14 protein-coding genes are annotated in these 16,711 nt (G+C 67.5%); 8 read left to right on the top strand and 6 right to left on the bottom strand.

Annotated features, from left to right (window positions below; all coding sequences use genetic code 11):
- Positions 1-73 precede the first annotated feature (73 nt).
- Complete coding sequence (locus tag A5750_RS03550; RefSeq protein WP_066948265.1) at positions 74-1,477, top strand: glucose-6-phosphate dehydrogenase; 1,404 nt, start codon at positions 74-76, stop codon at positions 1,475-1,477.
- A gap of 15 nt (positions 1,478-1,492) precedes the next feature.
- Entirely contained in the window at positions 1,493-2,515 is a 1,023-nt protein-coding gene (gene gnd / locus A5750_RS03545) for a phosphogluconate dehydrogenase (NAD(+)-dependent, decarboxylating) (RefSeq protein ID WP_066948037.1), read from the top strand.
- 17 nt (positions 2,516-2,532) lie between these two features.
- On the opposite strand, the gene A5750_RS03540 is transcribed toward gnd, so the two are convergent.
- Positions 2,533-3,399, bottom strand: a complete 867-nt coding sequence (locus A5750_RS03540; RefSeq protein ID WP_066948034.1) for an alpha/beta fold hydrolase — start codon at positions 3,397-3,399, stop codon at positions 2,533-2,535.
- Positions 3,400-3,521: 122 nt separating this feature from the next.
- Here A5750_RS03540 and A5750_RS03535 point away from each other — a divergent pair, with 122 nt between their 5' ends.
- The 3 genes from A5750_RS03535 (at position 3,522) to A5750_RS03525 (ending at position 6,254) form a co-directional block, all read left to right on the top strand.
- Positions 3,522-3,995, top strand: coding sequence for a VOC family protein (locus A5750_RS03535; RefSeq protein WP_066948031.1), 474 nt, complete (start codon positions 3,522-3,524; stop codon positions 3,993-3,995).
- Positions 3,996-4,106: 111 nt separating this feature from the next.
- Positions 4,107-5,012: an alpha/beta fold hydrolase gene (locus A5750_RS03530; RefSeq protein WP_066948028.1), complete on the top strand. Its 906-nt coding sequence runs from the start codon at positions 4,107-4,109 to the stop codon at positions 5,010-5,012.
- Positions 5,013-6,254 carry a WS/DGAT domain-containing protein gene (locus A5750_RS03525; RefSeq protein ID WP_067261226.1) on the top strand — a complete coding sequence of 414 codons (1,242 nt, stop codon included), beginning with the start codon at positions 5,013-5,015 and terminating at the stop codon, positions 6,252-6,254.
- Here A5750_RS03525 and A5750_RS03520 read toward each other — a convergent pair whose 3' ends face one another.
- Both A5750_RS03520 and A5750_RS03515 read right to left on the bottom strand, forming a co-directional pair.
- The gene (locus tag A5750_RS03520) at positions 6,255-6,869 is read right to left on the bottom strand and encodes a hypothetical protein (protein WP_066948022.1); all 615 of its coding nucleotides are present in this window, start codon (positions 6,867-6,869) and stop codon (positions 6,255-6,257) included. It lies immediately after the preceding gene.
- Positions 6,866-8,539: a pyruvate, phosphate dikinase gene (locus A5750_RS03515; protein ID WP_369829477.1), complete on the bottom strand. Its 1,674-nt coding sequence runs from the start codon at positions 8,537-8,539 to the stop codon at positions 6,866-6,868. Before A5750_RS03515 ends, A5750_RS03520 begins: the two co-directional genes overlap by 4 nt.
- Before the next feature lie 111 nt (positions 8,540-8,650).
- On the opposite strand from A5750_RS03515, the gene A5750_RS03510 reads away from it, so the two are divergent.
- Entirely contained in the window at positions 8,651-9,160 is a 510-nt protein-coding gene (locus A5750_RS03510; RefSeq protein ID WP_067261222.1) for a DoxX family protein, read from the top strand.
- Positions 9,161-9,176: 16 nt separating this feature from the next.
- Here the strand turns inward: A5750_RS03510 and A5750_RS03505 are convergent, their stop codons facing one another.
- Positions 9,177-10,541: an FAD-dependent oxidoreductase gene (locus tag A5750_RS03505; RefSeq protein ID WP_067261220.1), complete on the bottom strand. Its 1,365-nt coding sequence runs from the start codon at positions 10,539-10,541 to the stop codon at positions 9,177-9,179.
- Between the two features lie 117 nt (positions 10,542-10,658).
- Here A5750_RS03505 and prpD point away from each other — a divergent pair, with 117 nt between their 5' ends.
- The gene (prpD, locus tag A5750_RS03500) at positions 10,659-12,167 is read left to right on the top strand and encodes a 2-methylcitrate dehydratase PrpD (RefSeq protein WP_067261217.1); all 1,509 of its coding nucleotides are present in this window, start codon (positions 10,659-10,661) and stop codon (positions 12,165-12,167) included.
- A gap of 91 nt (positions 12,168-12,258) precedes the next feature.
- Here prpD and A5750_RS03495 read toward each other — a convergent pair whose 3' ends face one another.
- Complete coding sequence (locus A5750_RS03495; protein ID WP_066948010.1) at positions 12,259-12,477, bottom strand: hypothetical protein; 219 nt, start codon at positions 12,475-12,477, stop codon at positions 12,259-12,261.
- Positions 12,478-12,601: 124 nt separating this feature from the next.
- On the opposite strand from A5750_RS03495, the gene A5750_RS03490 reads away from it, so the two are divergent.
- Positions 12,602-14,350 carry a DUF3556 domain-containing protein gene (locus A5750_RS03490; protein WP_066948007.1) on the top strand — a complete coding sequence of 583 codons (1,749 nt, stop codon included), beginning with the start codon at positions 12,602-12,604 and terminating at the stop codon, positions 14,348-14,350.
- A gap of 75 nt (positions 14,351-14,425) precedes the next feature.
- Here the strand turns inward: A5750_RS03490 and metE are convergent, their stop codons facing one another.
- Positions 14,426-16,696: a 5-methyltetrahydropteroyltriglutamate--homocysteine S-methyltransferase gene (gene metE / locus A5750_RS03485; RefSeq protein WP_066948002.1), complete on the bottom strand. Its 2,271-nt coding sequence runs from the start codon at positions 16,694-16,696 to the stop codon at positions 14,426-14,428.
- Positions 16,697-16,711 lie beyond the last annotated feature (15 nt).

Here is a 16,711-nt window from a genome sequence, read left to right as displayed (position 1 = left end):
CGGTGTCTAGTGTTAGGTCCGACCGCCGCGGGTAGTGAGTCTGGAAGAGCCGATGACTTTCGGAGGTGCGGGCTTGGCTGACGGCGGGGACAACTCTTCGAACAAGCTGGTGATATTCGGCATCACCGGGGACCTGGCGCGCAAGATGACCTACCGCGCCTTGTACCGGCTCGAGGCGCGCGGCATGTTGGACATCCCGATCGTCGGCGTGGCCAGCGACGACATCTCCCTCGAGAAGCTGGTCGAGCGTGCCCGCGACGCCATCAAGGCGTCGGGAGAGAAGTTCGACGACGCGGTGTTCGAGCGGTTCGCTGGCCGGCTGTCCTATCTGCACGGTGACGTCACCGACGACAAGCTCTACGGCCAGCTCGCCAAGAAGATCGGCAAGGACTGCCGGCCCCTGTACTACCTGGAAATGCCGCCGTCCCTGTTCGCGCCGATCGTGGAGAACCTCGCCAAGGCCGACCTGTTGGAGTGTGCACGCGTCGCGGTGGAGAAGCCGTTCGGCCACGACCTGGCCTCCGCCCGCGACTTGAACGCGCGGCTGCGTGCGGTGCTCGACGAGGACCAGATCCTGCGGGTGGATCACTTCCTGGGCAAGCAACCCGTCGAAGAGCTGCAATACCTGCGCTTCGCCAACAACGGCCTGGCCAAGCTCTGGGACCGGGACAGCATTTCCGAAATTCACATCACCATGGCCGAGGATTTCGGCATCGAGGACCGTGGCAAGTTCTACGACGCGGTGGGTGCCCTGCGTGACGTCGTGCAGAACCATCTGCTCCAGGTGCTCGCACTGGTCGCGATGGAGCCCCCCGTCGGTCCCAGCGCCGATGACCTCAACGACAAGAAGGCTGAGGTGTTCCGCGCGATGCCGGCGCTGGATCCCGAGCGTTGCGTGCGTGGCCAATACCGTGGCTACACCGACGTGGACGGGGTGGCGAAGGATTCCCAAACCGAGACCTATATCGCGCTGCGGACCGAGATCGACAACTGGCGCTGGGCGGGCGTGCCGATATTCTTGCGCGCAGGAAAAGCGTTGCCGGAGAAGGTCACCGAGGTGCGAATGTTCCTCCACCACGTTCCGGGATTTTCGTTTTTGCCCAACCGTCGGCCGCCCGCGCCCAATCAGATCGTGCTGCGCATCGATCCCGATCCGGGGATGCGGCTGCAGTTGTCCGCCCAAGTCGGCGACGGATGGCACGACGTACACATGGACTCGTCGTTCGCCGAGGATCTCGGGGAAGCCGTGCGTCCCTACGAACGGCTGCTTTACGCCGCGCTCACCGGCGACCGCCAGCTGTTCGCCCGGGAAGACGCCATCGAGGAGACATGGCGGATCGTGCAGCCCGTGCTGGACAAGCCGGATCGGATCCATCACTACGACCAGGGCTCGTGGGGACCCGAGGCCGCGCAGTCGCTGCTGCACGGTCACCGCAGCTGGCAAGAGCCGTGGCTGCCAAAGCAGACGTCACAGTAAGGAGAACAGGAAGAGATGCAGCTCGGGATGATCGGCCTCGGCAGGATGGGCGCGAACATCGTCCGCCGCGTGGCCAAGGATGGACACGAATGCGTGGTCTATGACCACAACCCCGACGCGGTCAAGGCGATGGCGGGGGAGGAGCGGACCACCGGGGCGTCATCCCTGCGGGAGCTTGCCGCCAAGCTGACCGCACCGCGGGTGGTCTGGGTGATGGTGCCGGCGGGGACCATCACGACGGGGGTCATCGACGAGTTGGCCGAGACGCTGGAGGCCGGCGACATCGTCATCGACGGCGGCAACTCGTATTACCGCGACGACATCAGCCACGCAAAGATGCTGTCGGAGAAGGGCATTCACCTACTCGACTGCGGCACCAGCGGCGGCGTGTGGGGTCGGGAACGCGGCTACTGCCTGATGATCGGCGGCGACGACGAGGCTTTTCTGCACGCCGAACCCATCTTCGCCAGTGTCGCTCCCGGGGTGGACGCGGCGCCGCGCACGCCGGGCCGTGACGGCGAGGTCGCCCGGTCGGAAAAGGGTTACCTGCACTGCGGGCCGTCCGGCGCCGGGCACTTCGTCAAGATGGTGCACAACGGCATCGAGTACGGGATGATGGCCTCGCTCGCCGAAGGGCTGAACATCCTGCGCGGTGCCGACATCGGCAAGCAGGTGCAAGAGGGCGACGCCGAAACGGCGCCGCTGTCGAATCCGGAGTTCTACCAGTACGACTTCGACATCCCCGAGGTCGCCGAGGTGTGGCGCCGCGGCAGCGTCATCGGCTCCTGGCTGCTGGATCTGACCGCGATCGCGCTGCACGATTCGCCCGACCTCGCGGAGTTCTCCGGACGGGTCTCCGACTCCGGGGAGGGCCGGTGGACCGCCATCGCGGCGATCGACGAGGGGGTGCCTTCGCCGGTGCTGACGACCGCGCTGCAGTCCCGCTTCGCCTCGCGCTCACTCGATGACTTCGCCAACAAGGCGCTGTCGGCGATGCGCAAGCAGTTCGGCGGGCACGCCGAGAAGCCGGCTAACTAGCGGCGGATCGCGGCCAATCAGTGCCGCTTGACGAACTTCACCACGGCGTCGCTGAACGCGTCGTTGTCGTCGCCGGCCGCGGTGTGCCCGGCGTTGGACAGCTCGACGAACTCCGCGCGAGGCACGCTGGCCAGGAAATGCCGGACGCCTTCGGGGCTCACCACGTCTGACAGCTTCCCGCGGATCAGCAGGACAGGAATCGAGAGGCTCTTCGCGGCCTGCTCGAACTTCTCGGTACGCAGCTCGGGATCGTCGCCGGGCTTGGTCATGAACGCCGGGTCCCAGTGCCAGTACCAGCGGCCGTTGTCACGCAGCCGCAGGTTCTTCTTCAGGCCCTCGGGGCTGCGCGGCTTGTCCCGGTACGGGAGATAGGCGGCGACGGCGTCGGCGGCCTCCTCCAGCGAGTCGAAACCGTCGAGGCCGCTGATCATGAAATCGCGAATACGGGCGCTGCCGCCTTTCTCGAATCGGGGCACCACGTCGACGAGGACCAGTCGGGTCACCACCGCGGGCCCCGCCCGGTGGGCGGCGAGGATTCCGGTCAGCCCGCCCATGCTCGCGCCGATGATCATCACCGGCCGGCCGATCGCCTCGATCACCTTCAAGACATCGGCGGTCAGGGTCTCGACGTCGTAGTCGGCGTTGGGTGCGCGATCGCTGTCACCGTGTCCCCGGCTGTCGAGCGCGACGACATGCAAGCCCTGGTCGGCAAGCATTTGGCCGGTGTTTTTCCAGGAATGCCGGTTTTGGCCGCCACCGTGCAGCATGAGGACGCTTGGCCGTCCCGCGCCGTCGGTCCCGCCGTTCCACTCGTCGGCGACCAGGGTGATGCCGCCGACACCGGAAAACTCGACCGTCTGAGGGAGGCTGCTGACGGTGCTCATGCGACCTGACGTTACATAGGGAGCTTAAGCACCGTCGCGCGGGTCGGCGACGCGATGAGTTTTCACCCTGGCCGCGGTCTATCCAGTGACAACACCAACGAGCCAATAGGAGGCCGTGGCCAATGCCATCGATCACCCCGTCGCTGTGGTTCGACCACAACCTGGAGGAGGCGGCCAGGTTCTACACCTCGATTTTCCCGAACTCGCACATCGAGGGCCTCAACCGAACCACGGAGGCCGGACCGGGCGAGCCGGGCACCGTCCTGTCCGGCAGCTTCGTGCTGGACGGCACCCGGTTCATCGGCATCAACGGTGGCCCGCACTTCCACTTCACCGAAGCGGTGTCCTTCACCATCCACTGCAAGGACCAGGACGAGGTCGACTACTACTGGGAGCGGCTGACCGACGGCGGCGAGGAATCGCAGTGTGGTTGGTGCAAGGACCGCTTCGGCCTGAGCTGGCAGATCGTCCCGGACCGGCTCTACGAGCTGATCAGCGACCCGGACCGGGCACGCGCGGCGGCCGCCACTCAAGCGATGTACGGCATGCGAAAGATCGTCATCGCCGACCTGGACCGGGCTGCCGCGCAGGTGTAACGAAACTCCCTGTGGCAACACCGCTTTGACCGCTTGGGGCATGCGGTCGGTGCGTGATTGGCTCGCACGCGTTAGGTTGGTCCGTGCGGACGCGCCGAGCAGGGAGTCAATATGGGTGAACCAGGCTGGATCGACGTGCCCAGCCCTGCGGGGGACCTGAAGGCACTCACCTGGGGGCCACGCGGTGGCCCCATCGCCTTGTGCCTGCACGGCTTCCCCGACACCCCTTACGGGTTCCGCAAGATCGCTCCCCGGCTCGTTGAGTCCGGCTGGCGGGTGGTGGCCCCCTTCATGCGCGGATACGCGCCGTCGTCGATCCCGGCCGACGGTAGCTATCACGTCGGCGCGATGATGGACGACGCCTTGCGGGTGCGCTCGGCAGCGGGCGGCACCGACGGTGACGTGGTGATCGGCCACGACTGGGGTGCGATCGCGACCACCGGTCTGGCCGCCATGCCCGACAGCCCATTCACCAAGGCCGTGATCATGTCGGTGCCGCCGTCGGCGGCGTTCCGTCGCAAGGCCGGCGCGGCGGAGCGAGGACGGCTGGCCGGCCACCTGGCGCGCCAACTTCTGCGCAGTTGGTACATCATGTATTTCCAATTGCCCTTGCTGCCAGAACATTCCGCTTCCTGGGTGCTACCGCTGCTGTGGCGGCGGTGGTCACCGGGCTATCGCGCCGACGAGGATCTGCGCCACGTCGACGCGGCGATCGGGACGCCGGAGAGCTGGCGTGCGGCACTCGGACCGTACCGCGCCACGATCCGCAACACTCGGCCGCCGGCGCAGTATGCCGAGCTGAACGAGCTTTGGACCGAAGAGCCGGTGTGGCCGTGCCTGTACCTGCATGGCCGCGACGACGGCTGCATGACACCGGCTTTCGCCCGCTGGGCGGAGAAGGTGTTGCCGCCGGGCAGCGAGATGGCCATCGTGGATCACGCTGGGCACTTCCTGCAGCTCGAGCAGCCCGATAAGGTCGCCGACCTGATCCTCGGGTTCATCGGCTCACCCGGCTGAATGGCCCCGCAGCGGTTGGCCGCTGTCGATGCGCAGTTCTACTGGATGTCGGCCAAGATTCCCAACGACGAGTTCTTGCTCTACGCGTTCGACGGGGAGCCCGTCGACTACGCCCAAGTCATCGAGCAACTCCGCCGGCGGGCCAACCAGGACCCGGAGCTGGCGCTGCGAGTGCGGGATCGCGGACCGCTGGTGTATCCGCAGTGGGTTCCGGCGGCCGTCACGCCCGACCAGCTCGTCCGCCACGACCTCGACGACCCCAGCTGGGCCGGCTGCCTGGCCGCTGTCGTCGCTCTGGCCCGGGACCAGCTGGACGTGTGCCGGATGCCCTGGCGGCTGCACGTCTTCAGCGGGGTGTTGGGCATCCCGGGCGTGACCGGGCCGGGGACCGTTGCGGTGATGCAGATAGCGCACGCGCTGGCCGACGGGGGCCGAGCATCCGCGATGGCGGGTTGGCTGTTCGGCCGGCCGGATCCCGTGCCCGGGGCGCGCCGGCTACGGGCCGGGTTCCTGCCGTGGCGAGCCGCGCAGGCGGCTCGCGCCCATCGGCAGCTGGAGCGCGACACCCGCGCGGGGCTGCTGGCCCCTGGGGCCGGTCCCCGGCCCCTACTGCCGACGAATGCGCGCCCCGGCGCGTCCCGCTCGGTGCGCACGCTGGTGCGACACCGCTCGCAGCTACGCGGCCCTACCGTCACGGTGGGAGCGCTGACGGCGATATCCGCGGCGCTCTCCGAGTTGCTGGGCGACGCCGCCGATACGCTGGGCGCCGAGGTCCCGATGGCCAAACCCGGTGTCGCGCACGCCTATAACCACTTCGGCAACGTCACCGTGGGTCTGTATCCGAAGCTGGGGTGGGAACCACGCGTTGAGCGGATTGCCGCGGAGCTGGCCAACGGCCGGCGCCGCTTCGCACATCCGGCCACGCGCTACGCCGACCGAGCTTTTGCCGCGGTACCCGCAGCCCTATTGCGTTGGGGTGTAGCACAATTCGATTTCGATGTTCGCCCCGAGCAGGTGTCCGGCAACACCGTGGTGTCCAGTGTTTACCGCGGGCCGGCCGACCTCAGCTTCGGCGGGGCCGGGGTGGTCCTCACAGCCGGCTACCCGGGGCTGTCGCCGGTGATGGGGCTGACTCACGGCGTGCACGGCATCGGGGACACCATCGCGGTCAGCGTGCACGCGGCCGAGTCGGCCGTTCCTGACATCGACGCTTATGTGCGGCTCCTCGACGCGGTGTTGTAGCTACTGCGCGTCGCCGGATCGGGCCGCTTCCTCCCGGGTAAGGCCGACGGCCGAGATCAGCTCCTCGTGCAGCTCGAACCACACCGTGTGGTAGGAGTCGATGAGCGGCCTGGTCAGCCAGGCGGTCTCGCCTGCCCGCACTTTGCTCAGGGCCGCAACCAATTTCGCCGGGTACGCGTTCAGCCTCGGCAGCTGCGCCGCAACCGACTCGATGATGGGCAGCACCCGCGCATGCACATCGTCGAGGCGGGCCAGCACCGCGGCGTCGTACTCCGCGTCATCGTGCGGATTGGGGGTGCCGCCGGGGCCGCCCTTCAGCTGCCAGTCTGTGACCAGGGATTTGAAATCGGCGTTGACGGGCCGAAAGTCGTCGTAGGCGGCGGCCAGCGCCGCCCGATCGGCGCCCCTGCGCTCCTCGTCGAGCAGCGCCGCGAGCCGCTCACGCCCGGCGGGGGTGATCCGCACGGTCGCACCGTCGACCAGTAGGCCTGCCGCGGTCAGCTGTCCGACGATGGTCGTCACGTCGGCAATTTCCTCGTTCAGTGTCTCGGCGAGCTCGGCGGGACGCAGCCGGCCTTTCAGCCGAACCGCTTGCAACACCGCCAATTCGGTCATGACGTGGTCCCACCCGCGAGCCGCAGAGCGGTCAGCATAACGATAAGAGGGGTGGCCGAGACGACGTCGGCGTGTCCGCGTTTCATCGCTTCCGCCACCGCGTCCTGGGTGGCGTCATCCAGCCGCAGGTGACCACCGGAGGTGTGGGCACGCAGTGGGCTGAGCCGTCGCGCGATTTCGGCCAGCTCCCGCAGTTCGGGTGTGTCGCTTTCCGACCATGCGGACAGGTTCAGGTTGCCCTCGCGCACTTCGCCTTCGGCGCCGTCGACGGTGATCAACTTGCCGGCAAGGGATGCGGCGACTCCTTGTCCGCAGCCCACCACGGCCACCCGGCCGAGTTCGCGGCTGACCACTGCCGCGTGACTGGCCGCCCCTCCCACCTCGGTGACGATGCCTTGCGCGGCAAGCATGCCGGAGACGTCTTCCGGCCGGGTGTGGTCGCGCACCAGGATCACCGACTCACCTCGCTCCGCCGCATCGAGCGCCTCGTCGACGTCGGTGTATGCCCGCCCCGACGCAACGCCCGGGCAGGCCGGCAATCCCTTGGCCAGAAGGTTTGCCGCCAAACGTATTTCGGGCTGCAACGCCGGCAGCAGTAGGGTCTGTACGTGTGCCGGGGTCACCCGTCGCAGCGTCTCGGCGTCGTCGATGAGCCCCTCGTGCCTCAGCTGTAATGCAAGGCGCACCGCTGCCTGCGCCGACCGCTCCGCGCCCCGTGTCTGCAGCAGCCAGAGTTTGCCGCCTTCGACCGTGAACTCGATCTCCTGAACGTCGGACTCGAGTCGCTCCAATTTGCAGGCGGCGTCCATCAACTCGTCGTAGACAGCCGGCTGCTCGTCGCGCAGGGCGGTGACCGGCTCAACGTCGACCGATCCGGACACCACGTCGTCCCCCTGTCCTCCGGGCAGCCATTCGCCGAACGGTGCGCGGTCGCCGGTGACGGGATTGCGCGAAATGAGAACGCCCGCACCGGAATCGGGGCCGTGGTTGCCGAACACCATCGCCTGCACGACGACCGCCGTACCACTCCGATCGTCGACGCCGCCGGAGTGGGCGCGGTAGGCGACCGCGCGGGGTGAGTTCCACGAGGCGAACACCGCCTCGATGCCGGCGCGTAGCTGCGCATACGGATCGGCGGGCGGCGATTCTTGTTCGTCCAACCCGACGATGCGCCGGTACATGCGGTCGAACCGCTGGCGCGTGTCGCGGGCGAATGCGCCGGCGCCGGCGGCGGCCAGCGCTTGCTCGACATCATCGTTCATGCCGAGGTCCAGGATCGTGTCCATCATGCCCGGCATCGACTGGGTGGCCCCCGAGCGCACGCTGACCAGCAGGGGACGCGGGCCCCGACCGAACGTGCGCGAAGTCTGCGCCTCCAGCCAGCTCATCCGGTCCAGCACGTCGTCCCAGATCGCGTCGATCGTTGCCCCGGGCTCGGCGAGGTACCGCAGCCCCACCTCGGTGGTGATGCAGAAGGCGGGCGGCACCGGCAGGCCGTGGCGGCGCATCATCTCGATGCCTTGGCCCTTGTTGCCCAGCAGCGCCCGGGGATGACTCGCTGTGCCGTCGAGTAGCACCACGGAATGCCCGTCAGGCGAGGCCCCGGACGCGCTACGGGGAGCGCCGCTGCCTCGTGCGATACGAGCCGTGGTGCACCCCCTTCTGGTCAGCGGCTGATGCGCGAACGTCGGAACGTCCGCAATGTTCCCACACGCGCCATGAGAGTTAGCTGTTCGGCGGGTCCTGTCATCCGGTCCGCCCGATGATCTAGGTTTGCAGGTATGACTCCCTATGACGTTGGGTTACTGATCCTGCGGCTGGTGTTGGGCGTGACGTTGGCCGCGCATGGCTACAACAAATTCTTCGGCGGCGGCCGCATCCCGGGCACCGCACGGTGGTTCGAAAGCATCGGCATGAAGCCGGGCAAGTTCCATGCCACCGTCGCCGCGACGACTGAGATGGCCGCCGGGCTGGGCTTGGCCGCCGGTCTGCTCACCCCAATCCCCGCCGCAGGCTTCGTGTCGTTGATGCTGGTCGCGGCTTGGACCGTGCATCGCGCCAACGGCTTCTTCATCGTCAAGGAGGGCTGGGAGTACAACCTGGTCCTGGCGGTCAGCGCCATCGCCGTCGCCACCCTGGGCGCCGGAAAACTGAGCCTGGACTACGTCGTGTTCGGGCACAACTGGATGGACGGCTGGCGCGGCTTGTTGATCTCGGTGGTGCTCGGGCTCGTCGGCGCGATCGGCCAACTGGTGATCTTCTACCGGCCTCCCCTTAAGCAGACTGGTTAGCTAGGGGTCGTCGTCGTCAGGCGACCGCGGCGGTCTCGGCCTCCCGGACCTCGGTCGCCGCGCGCTCACCGGAGCGGATCGCGCCGTCGATCCACCCGCACATGACGGCCGAGCTTTCGGTCCCCGCCCAGTGGATGCGACCGCAGGGCTCGCGCAGGGTGTAACCGAATTCGGTCAGCACGCCGGTCGGGGCATGGCTGATCATTCCCCCGCCGGAGTAGCGCTCGATGGTCCAGTTCTGCTCGTGGTATTCCTGCGGCGTCCTCGCTTTCTCGCCGAACCGGTCGATCAGCTCGCCGACGAGCACCGCTCTGCGCTCGGCCTCGTTGAGCTTCGTCAGCCGCCGCGCCGCGGGCCCTTCGGTGATGACGCACATGACGCCCGGGTCGCCGGTGTCGGTGCAGGCGTCGATCGTCAGGGTGGCCGGGGATCCCGGTGCGGCCGATTGACCCGACAGCCCGTCTGCGCGCCAGAACGGCTCGTCGTAGATGATCGACGTCTTGACGACCGCGCCGCTCGGCATGCGCTGGTGCAGCATCGCCCGATCCACCGGTAGCAACGGGTCGTAGACGATCGAGGAGGCGATCGCCAGCGGGATCGCCACAATGACCCGCCGGGCGCGCACCGTCAGGTCGGCGGCGGTCACCGTCACACCGTCGGAGTCCTGCGCGATTTGCCGGACCGGTTGCGAAAGGTGCACCGCGTCACCCAATTCGGCCGCGATGGGACCGTAAATCGCGCCCATTCCCCCAACCGGGCGGGCGTCCTGGGAGCCGCCCTCCCCGGAGATCGCGAACGTCAGTCCGCCCGCCGACGCCGTCTGCAACAAACCCCACAGCAACGACGTCTCTGACGCAGCCGAGGTATAGAGGCCGGCAAAAGCCATGTCCAGCATTTCGCGGGCCTGCTTGGACATCGTGTTCTGCTCGATCCATTCGCCCAGACTGATGCGGTCCCACTCGTCGGCGTGTTTGGCGTCCCACGGTGCCTCACGCGGAAGCGATTTGGCCATTTTCTCGATCGACAGCAAACCGACGCCGAGGTTGGCGACCGCCCACGGGCTCATGGTCCACGGGATGGTGCCGCCGTAGCGGTGCTTTTTGCCGTCGACGATCATCATGGCGTCGCCGTCGTTGTGCTGCTTGTACTCGGAGACACCGAACTCGTCCATCATCGCGTAGATCCGGTCTTGACCCGGTCCGATCCACGCACCGCCGCGGTCGATCCACATCCCGTCGGGGCGGTACTCGGTGAAGGTGCGGCCGCCGACCCTGTCGCGCGCCTCGAGCAAGGCCACCGAATGACCCGCCCGTTTCAACCGCAAGGCGGCCGTCAAACCCGCGAACCCAGCTCCGACCACGCAATAGTCGACCTCTGACATGGCTGGCTCCTCAACCTATGTCCCGCCCCAGCAGCAAACTACACCTCGGTCGGCACCGGTGGCGGCCGCTTAACGGAGATTTCTGCACGCGTTCTTACCGGTCATAGGGTGCGGATTGTGTTGATGCATACGGTTCGGACGCGGCGCAGCGCCGACGACTTTCCCCGCCGCGAACACCTGGCCGCCAAGATCGCCGAAGTCGCCGCCGACCCGGTTGCCGTCGAACCGGAAACTGCCGAGATGGTGGCGAACCGGATCATCGACAACGCGGCGGTGAGTGCCGCCGCCGTGCTGCGCCGGCCGGTCACGGTTGCGCGGCAACAGGCGCTGGCCCATCCCGCGCGCTGCGGGGCCAGGGTTTTCGGCGTCGACGGAACCTATTCGACCGAGTGGGCGGCCTGGGCCAACAGCGTCGCGGTGCGCGAACTCGACTTCCACGACACGTATTTGGCCGCCGAGTACTCCCACCCGGGTGACAACATCCCCCCGCTGGTCGCGGTCGCCCAGCAACTGGGCCTGCCTGGGGCCGACCTGATCCGCGGCCTGGCCACCGCCTACGAGATCCAGATCGACCTGGCCCGCGGAATCTGCCTGCACGAGTACAAGATTGACCATGTCGCGCACTTGGGGCCGTCCGTGGCCGCCGGCATCGGCACCATGCTGCGGTTGGACACCGAGACGATCTACCATGCGGTCGGGCAGGCGCTGCACCTGACCACCAGCACCCGCCAATCCCGCAAGGGGCTGATCTCCAGTTGGAAGGCCTTCGCCCCGGCGCATGCGGGCAAGGTCGCCATCGAGGCGGTCGATCGGGCGATGCGCGGCGAAGAATCTCCGGCGCCCATTTGGGAGGGCGAGGACGGGGTGATCGCCTGGCTGCTGGGCGGCCCCGAACGCGAATACCGTGTGCCGCTGCCCACTTCCGGCGAGCCGAAGCGCGCGATTCTGGACAGCTACACCAAGGAGTATTCCGCCGAATACCAGAGCCAGGCACCGATCGACCTGGCCGTGCGGCTACGCGAGCGCATCGGCGACCCCGGTGAGATCGCGACCGTCGTGCTGCACACCAGCCGCCACACCCACGTCGTGATCGGAACGGGCTCCGGGGATCCGCAGAAGTTCGATCCGGACGCGTCGCGGGAAACGCTCGACCACTCGCTGCCTTACATTTTCGCCGTCGCGCTGCAGGACGGCAGCTGGCACCACGAACGCTCCTACGCCCCCGAGCGGGTCCACCGGCCCGACACCGTCGAACTGTGGCACAAGATCTCGACGGTGGAGGATCCGGAGTGGACCCGCCGCTACCACGCGACGGATCCGGCCGAGCAGGCGTTCGGGGCGCGCGCCGAGGTCACGCTGAAGAGCGGGGAAGTGATCGTCGACGAGCTGGCCGTCGCCGACGCGCATCCGCTGGGCACCCGGCCCTTCCGGCGTCCGCAGTACGTGCAGAAGTTCACCGAGCTCGCCGGCGACGTCGTGGATTCGGCTGAGCGGGAACGGTTTTTCTCCACCGTGGATGCGCTCGCCGATCTGCGGGCGGGTGACCTCGACGCGCTCAACGTAACGGTTGATCCGCGGGCACTCGGGCGGGCGCCGGTGATTCCGCCGGGAATCTTTGGTGAGTGAAATCGCGGGTGCACACACGGTTTTCAGTGTGCGTTGAGCTCGGGAATTTCATGGTTTCCCGCCCTCAGCTCACACTGAAAGCGCGGGCGAACTAGGGGCTGGGGGCGGGCCCGCCGTATTGCCACACCAGGTCGTGGGCGCCCGTCATCGTGGGGTTGCACCACATCGTCCTGTTGTTGGCATCCTGGGTGGTCGCGTGCAGGACCTTGCAGGCATCGCCGGGCGCGGGCGCGTCGGCTCGGGCGACGGGCGAGACGGTCACGAACGCCGCCAGCGCCGCCGCCGGTATGAGAAGTTTGAAACTGGTCATGGTGGACGCCTCCTAGGGACCGCGCCGATCCGGTTTTACGCTATCCGGCGGCGTAGTCGCAAAGCAAAGCTTTCTTGCCGGGCTTGGGTCCCGTGCGCCTAGAACACGTTCTAATCTGACCACCATGGGATTTCTCAAGCCCGAGCTGCCGCAGCTCGACATGGCCGAGTGGAATAAGGGCACCCGTAGCGAAAAGATCCGTCCGATGGCCAAGCACTGGGCCGAGGTCGGCTTCGGCACGCCGGTCGCGCTACACCTGTTCTACGTCGTCAAAATCCTGCTCTACATCCTGGGGGCGTGGCTGTTCGCGTCGGCCACCAGGGGCCTCGGTGGGTTCACCCACGTCGCGTCGTGGTGGTCGGAGCCGATCGTGTTCGAGAAGGTCGTGCTCTACACGATGCTGTTCGAGGTGGTCGGGCTGGGTTGCGGCTTCGGGCCGCTGAACAACCGGTTCTTCCCGCCGATGGGTTCGATCCTGTACTGGATGCGATTCGGCACCATCCGGCTGCCACCATGGCCGGACCGGGTCCCGCTCACCAGCGGAACCAAGCGCAAGCCGGTCGACGTCGCGCTGTACGCGCTGTTCCTGCTGGTGACATTCGCGGCGCTGTTCGCCGACGGCACCGGACCGATGCCCGAGTTGGGCACCGCGATCGGGCTGCTGCCGTCCTGGAAGGTCGTGCTCATCTTGCTGCTGCTCGGCGTGCTCGGGCTGCGCGACAAGGTGATCTTCCTGGCCGCCCGCGGCGAGGTGTACGCGACCATGGCGGTCACGTTCCTATTCGGTGCGCCCGACATGATCGTCGGGTCCAAGGTGGTGTTCCTGGTCATCTGGATGGGCGCCGCGACGTCGAAGCTCAACAAGCACTTCCCGTTCGTGATCTCCACGATGATGTCCAACAACCCGCTGGTGCGGCCCCGGTGGCTGAAGCGACAGTTCTTCGAGAAGTTCCCGGAGGATCTACGGCCCGGGCGGCTGTCGCGGTGGCTTGCGCATATCAGCACCGCCATCGAGATGCTGGTGCCGCTGCCGCTGTTCTTCTGCCACAGCGGCTGGCCCATCACGGTTGCCGCCATCGTCATGGTCTGCTTCCACCTGGGCATCCTCGTGTCGATCCCCATGGGCGTGCCGCTGGAGTGGAACGTCTTCATGATCTTCGGGGTGCTGTCCTTGTTCGTCGCGCACGCCCGCCTCGGCCTGCGTGACCTGAGGCACCCGGTGGTGGTGGCGATCTTGTTCGTCGTCATCGCGGGAATCGTTCTGCTGGGCAACATGTTTCCGCGCAAGATTTCCTTCCTGCCGGGGATGCGGTATTACGCCGGCAACTGGGACACCACGCTGTGGTGCATCAAGCCGTCGGCCACCGACAGGATCACCCGGGGCATCGTGGCGATCGCGAGCATGCCGCAGGCGCAGCTGGAGCGGTTCTACGGCAGCCCGGAGGCCGCGCAAATCCCGCTCTATATGGGATATGCGTTCCGCGGGTTCAACACTCACGGCCGCGCGCTGTTCACGCTCGCGCACCGCGCGATGGTCGGCCAGAACGAGGACGACTACGTCCTCACCGACGGCGAGCGCATCTGCAGCACCGCTATCGGGTGGAATTTCGGCGACGGCCACATGCACAACGAACAGCTGATCGCCGCACTGCAGGAGCGCTGCCACTTCGAGCCGGGGGAGGTGCGGGTGATCCTGCTCGACGCGCAGCCAATCCACAAGCAAACCCAGGCCTATCGGCTGGTGGACGCGGCGACAGGCGAGTTCGAGCGCGGCATCGTCCGGGTGGCCGACATGGTGACCCGGCAGCCGTGGGCCGACGACGTCCCCGTCGAGGTGCTCTCGGATAACGCGCCGAACGTCAGGCCAGAGTGACGGTGGAGCCCGAGCGCCACGCTGGCGTGTCCCCCGCATGCGGGAGGTGCCCCCAGCTCGGGCGACCCCCGACGCTTAGGCGCCCGCCCGCACCTCCTGCGCCGCGGCGACCATGTTCTTCAGCGACGCGGTGACCTCGTCGGAGTTGCGCGTCTTCAGCCCACAGTCGGGGTTGACCCAGAGCCGTTCCGCCGGAACGGCTCTCAGCGCCGCGCGCAACGACTCTGCCATCTCGGCCGTGGTCGGCACCCGCGGCGAGTGGATGTCGTAGACGCCGGGGCCGACACTGTTGGAAAAGCCGATCGAGTTGAGGTCGTCCAGCACCTCCATGTGTGACCGTGCCGCTTCGATGGACGTCACGTCGGCGTCCAGGTCGGCGATCGCCCCGATCACCTCACCGAACTCCGAATAGCACAGGTGGGTGTGGATCTGCGTGGAGTCGGCGACGCCGGAGGTGGCCAACCGGAAAGACCGAACGGCCCAACGCAAGTAGTCCTCCTGATCGGCGCGGCGCAGCGGCAGCAGCTCGCGCAACGCCGGCTCGTCGACCTGGATGACCGCGATGCCGGCGGATTCCAGGTCCACGGTCTCGTCCCGGATGGCGAGCGCAACCTGATTGGCGGTGTCGGCCAGCGGCTGATCGTCGCGGACGAACGACCAAGCGAGGATGGTGACCGGTCCGGTCAGCATCCCCTTCACCGGCTTATCGGTCAACGACTGCGCGTACCTGATCCAATCGACGGTCATCGGGTGGGTGCGAATCACGTCGCCGTACAGGACCGGTGGGCGCACGCAGCGGCTGCCGTAGGACTGCACCCATCCGTTCTGCGTGGCGAAGAAGCCCTCGAGCTGCTCGGCGAAGTACTGCACCATGTCGTTGCGCTCCGGCTCGCCGTGCACCAGCACGTCGAGCCCGAGCTCCTCCTGCAGCTTGATGACGTCGGCGATTTCCTTCTTCATCCGGTTCTGGTATTCCGCCTGGTCGATCTCGCCGGCCCGGAGCGCGGCGCGCGCCTTACGGATCGCGGAGGTCTGCGGGTAGGAGCCGATGGTCGTGGTCGGCAGCGGCGGCAGGTGCAGCCGCTCTTCCTGGCTGGCGCGACGCCCCGCGGCCTCACCGCGATGGGTGCCCGACGCGACGATCGAGTCGATGCGTTCGCGTAGCCGGTCGTTGTGCAGCCGCGGATCGTTCCTGCGGGAGGCCACCGCGGCATTGGACGCCGCGATCGCGTCGGCGACGGCATCGCGTCCGTCGCGCAGTGCGCGCGCGAGCGTCACCACCTCGGCGACCTTCTCCTGGCCGAACGCCAGCCAGCTGCGCAGCGCGTCGTCCAGATCGGTTTCCGGCGCCAGCGAGTACGGCACGTGCATCGTGGAGCAGGAGGTCGAGACCGCCACTGACGCAGCGGAACCCCGCAGCGCGGCCAACTTGCCGAGCGCCGACTCCAGGTCGGTGCGCCAGATGTTGCGCCCGTCGACGACGCCGGCCACCAGGGTCTTGCCGGACAACTCCGGGATGCCCGCCAGCGCGGTGTCGGCGCCGTACACCAGGTCGACGCCGATCGCCTCGACCGGGGTGCGGGCCAGCCCGGCCAGGGAGGCGCCGGGGTCACCGAAGTAGGTGGCGACGTAGATGGCCGGCCGGTTGCTGACCTTGCCCAGCGCGTTGTAGACGGCCTCGGCCAGCGCCGGGGCGTCGGGGGAGATGTCGGTCACCAGCGCCGGCTCGTCGAACTGCACCCACTGCGCGCCGCTATCGGCGAGCAGGGACAACAACTCCGAGTAGATCGGTACCAGCTCCTGGAGCCGCTCGATCGGCGCACCACCGCCGTTGACCGCCTTGCTCAGCAGCAGGAAGGTGATCGGTCCGATGACGACGGGACGGGCGGGAATCCCTTGTCCGAGCGCCTCTTTGAGCTCGGAGAGTACCTTGTCGGGGTTGAGCGAGAACGTGGCTGCGGGCTCGATCTCGGGAACCAGGTAGTGGTAGTTGGTGTCGAACCACTTGGTCATCTCCAGCGGCGCGACGTCGGAGTTGCCGCGCGCGGCGGCGAAGTAGCGGTCCAGATCGTCGGCGACCTGCGCGGCACGCGCGGGCAAGGCGCCCAGCAGCACCGCGGTGTCCAGCATCTGGTCGTAATAGGAGAACGTGTTCACGGGTACCGAGTCCAGGCCGGCGGCGGCGAGGCCCGTCCACATGTCGCGGCGCAGCGTGGCGGCAACGGATTCCAGCTCCGATCGGCTGGTGCGTCCGGCCCAGTAGCCCTCGGTGGCGCGCTTGAGTTCGCGTTTCGGCCCGATACGGGGGGAGCCGGTGACGGTGGCGGTGAATGGTTGAGCGGTCACGGTCTGGTCCTATCA

The sequence above is a fragment of the Mycobacterium sp. 852002-51613_SCH5001154 genome (genome assembly GCF_001667425.1).
Classification (GTDB): Bacteria; Actinomycetota; Actinomycetes; order Mycobacteriales; family Mycobacteriaceae; genus Mycobacterium.
The sequence above is the reverse complement of the archived record's forward strand: the minus strand, read 5'-3'. Positions and strand labels throughout refer to the sequence as shown.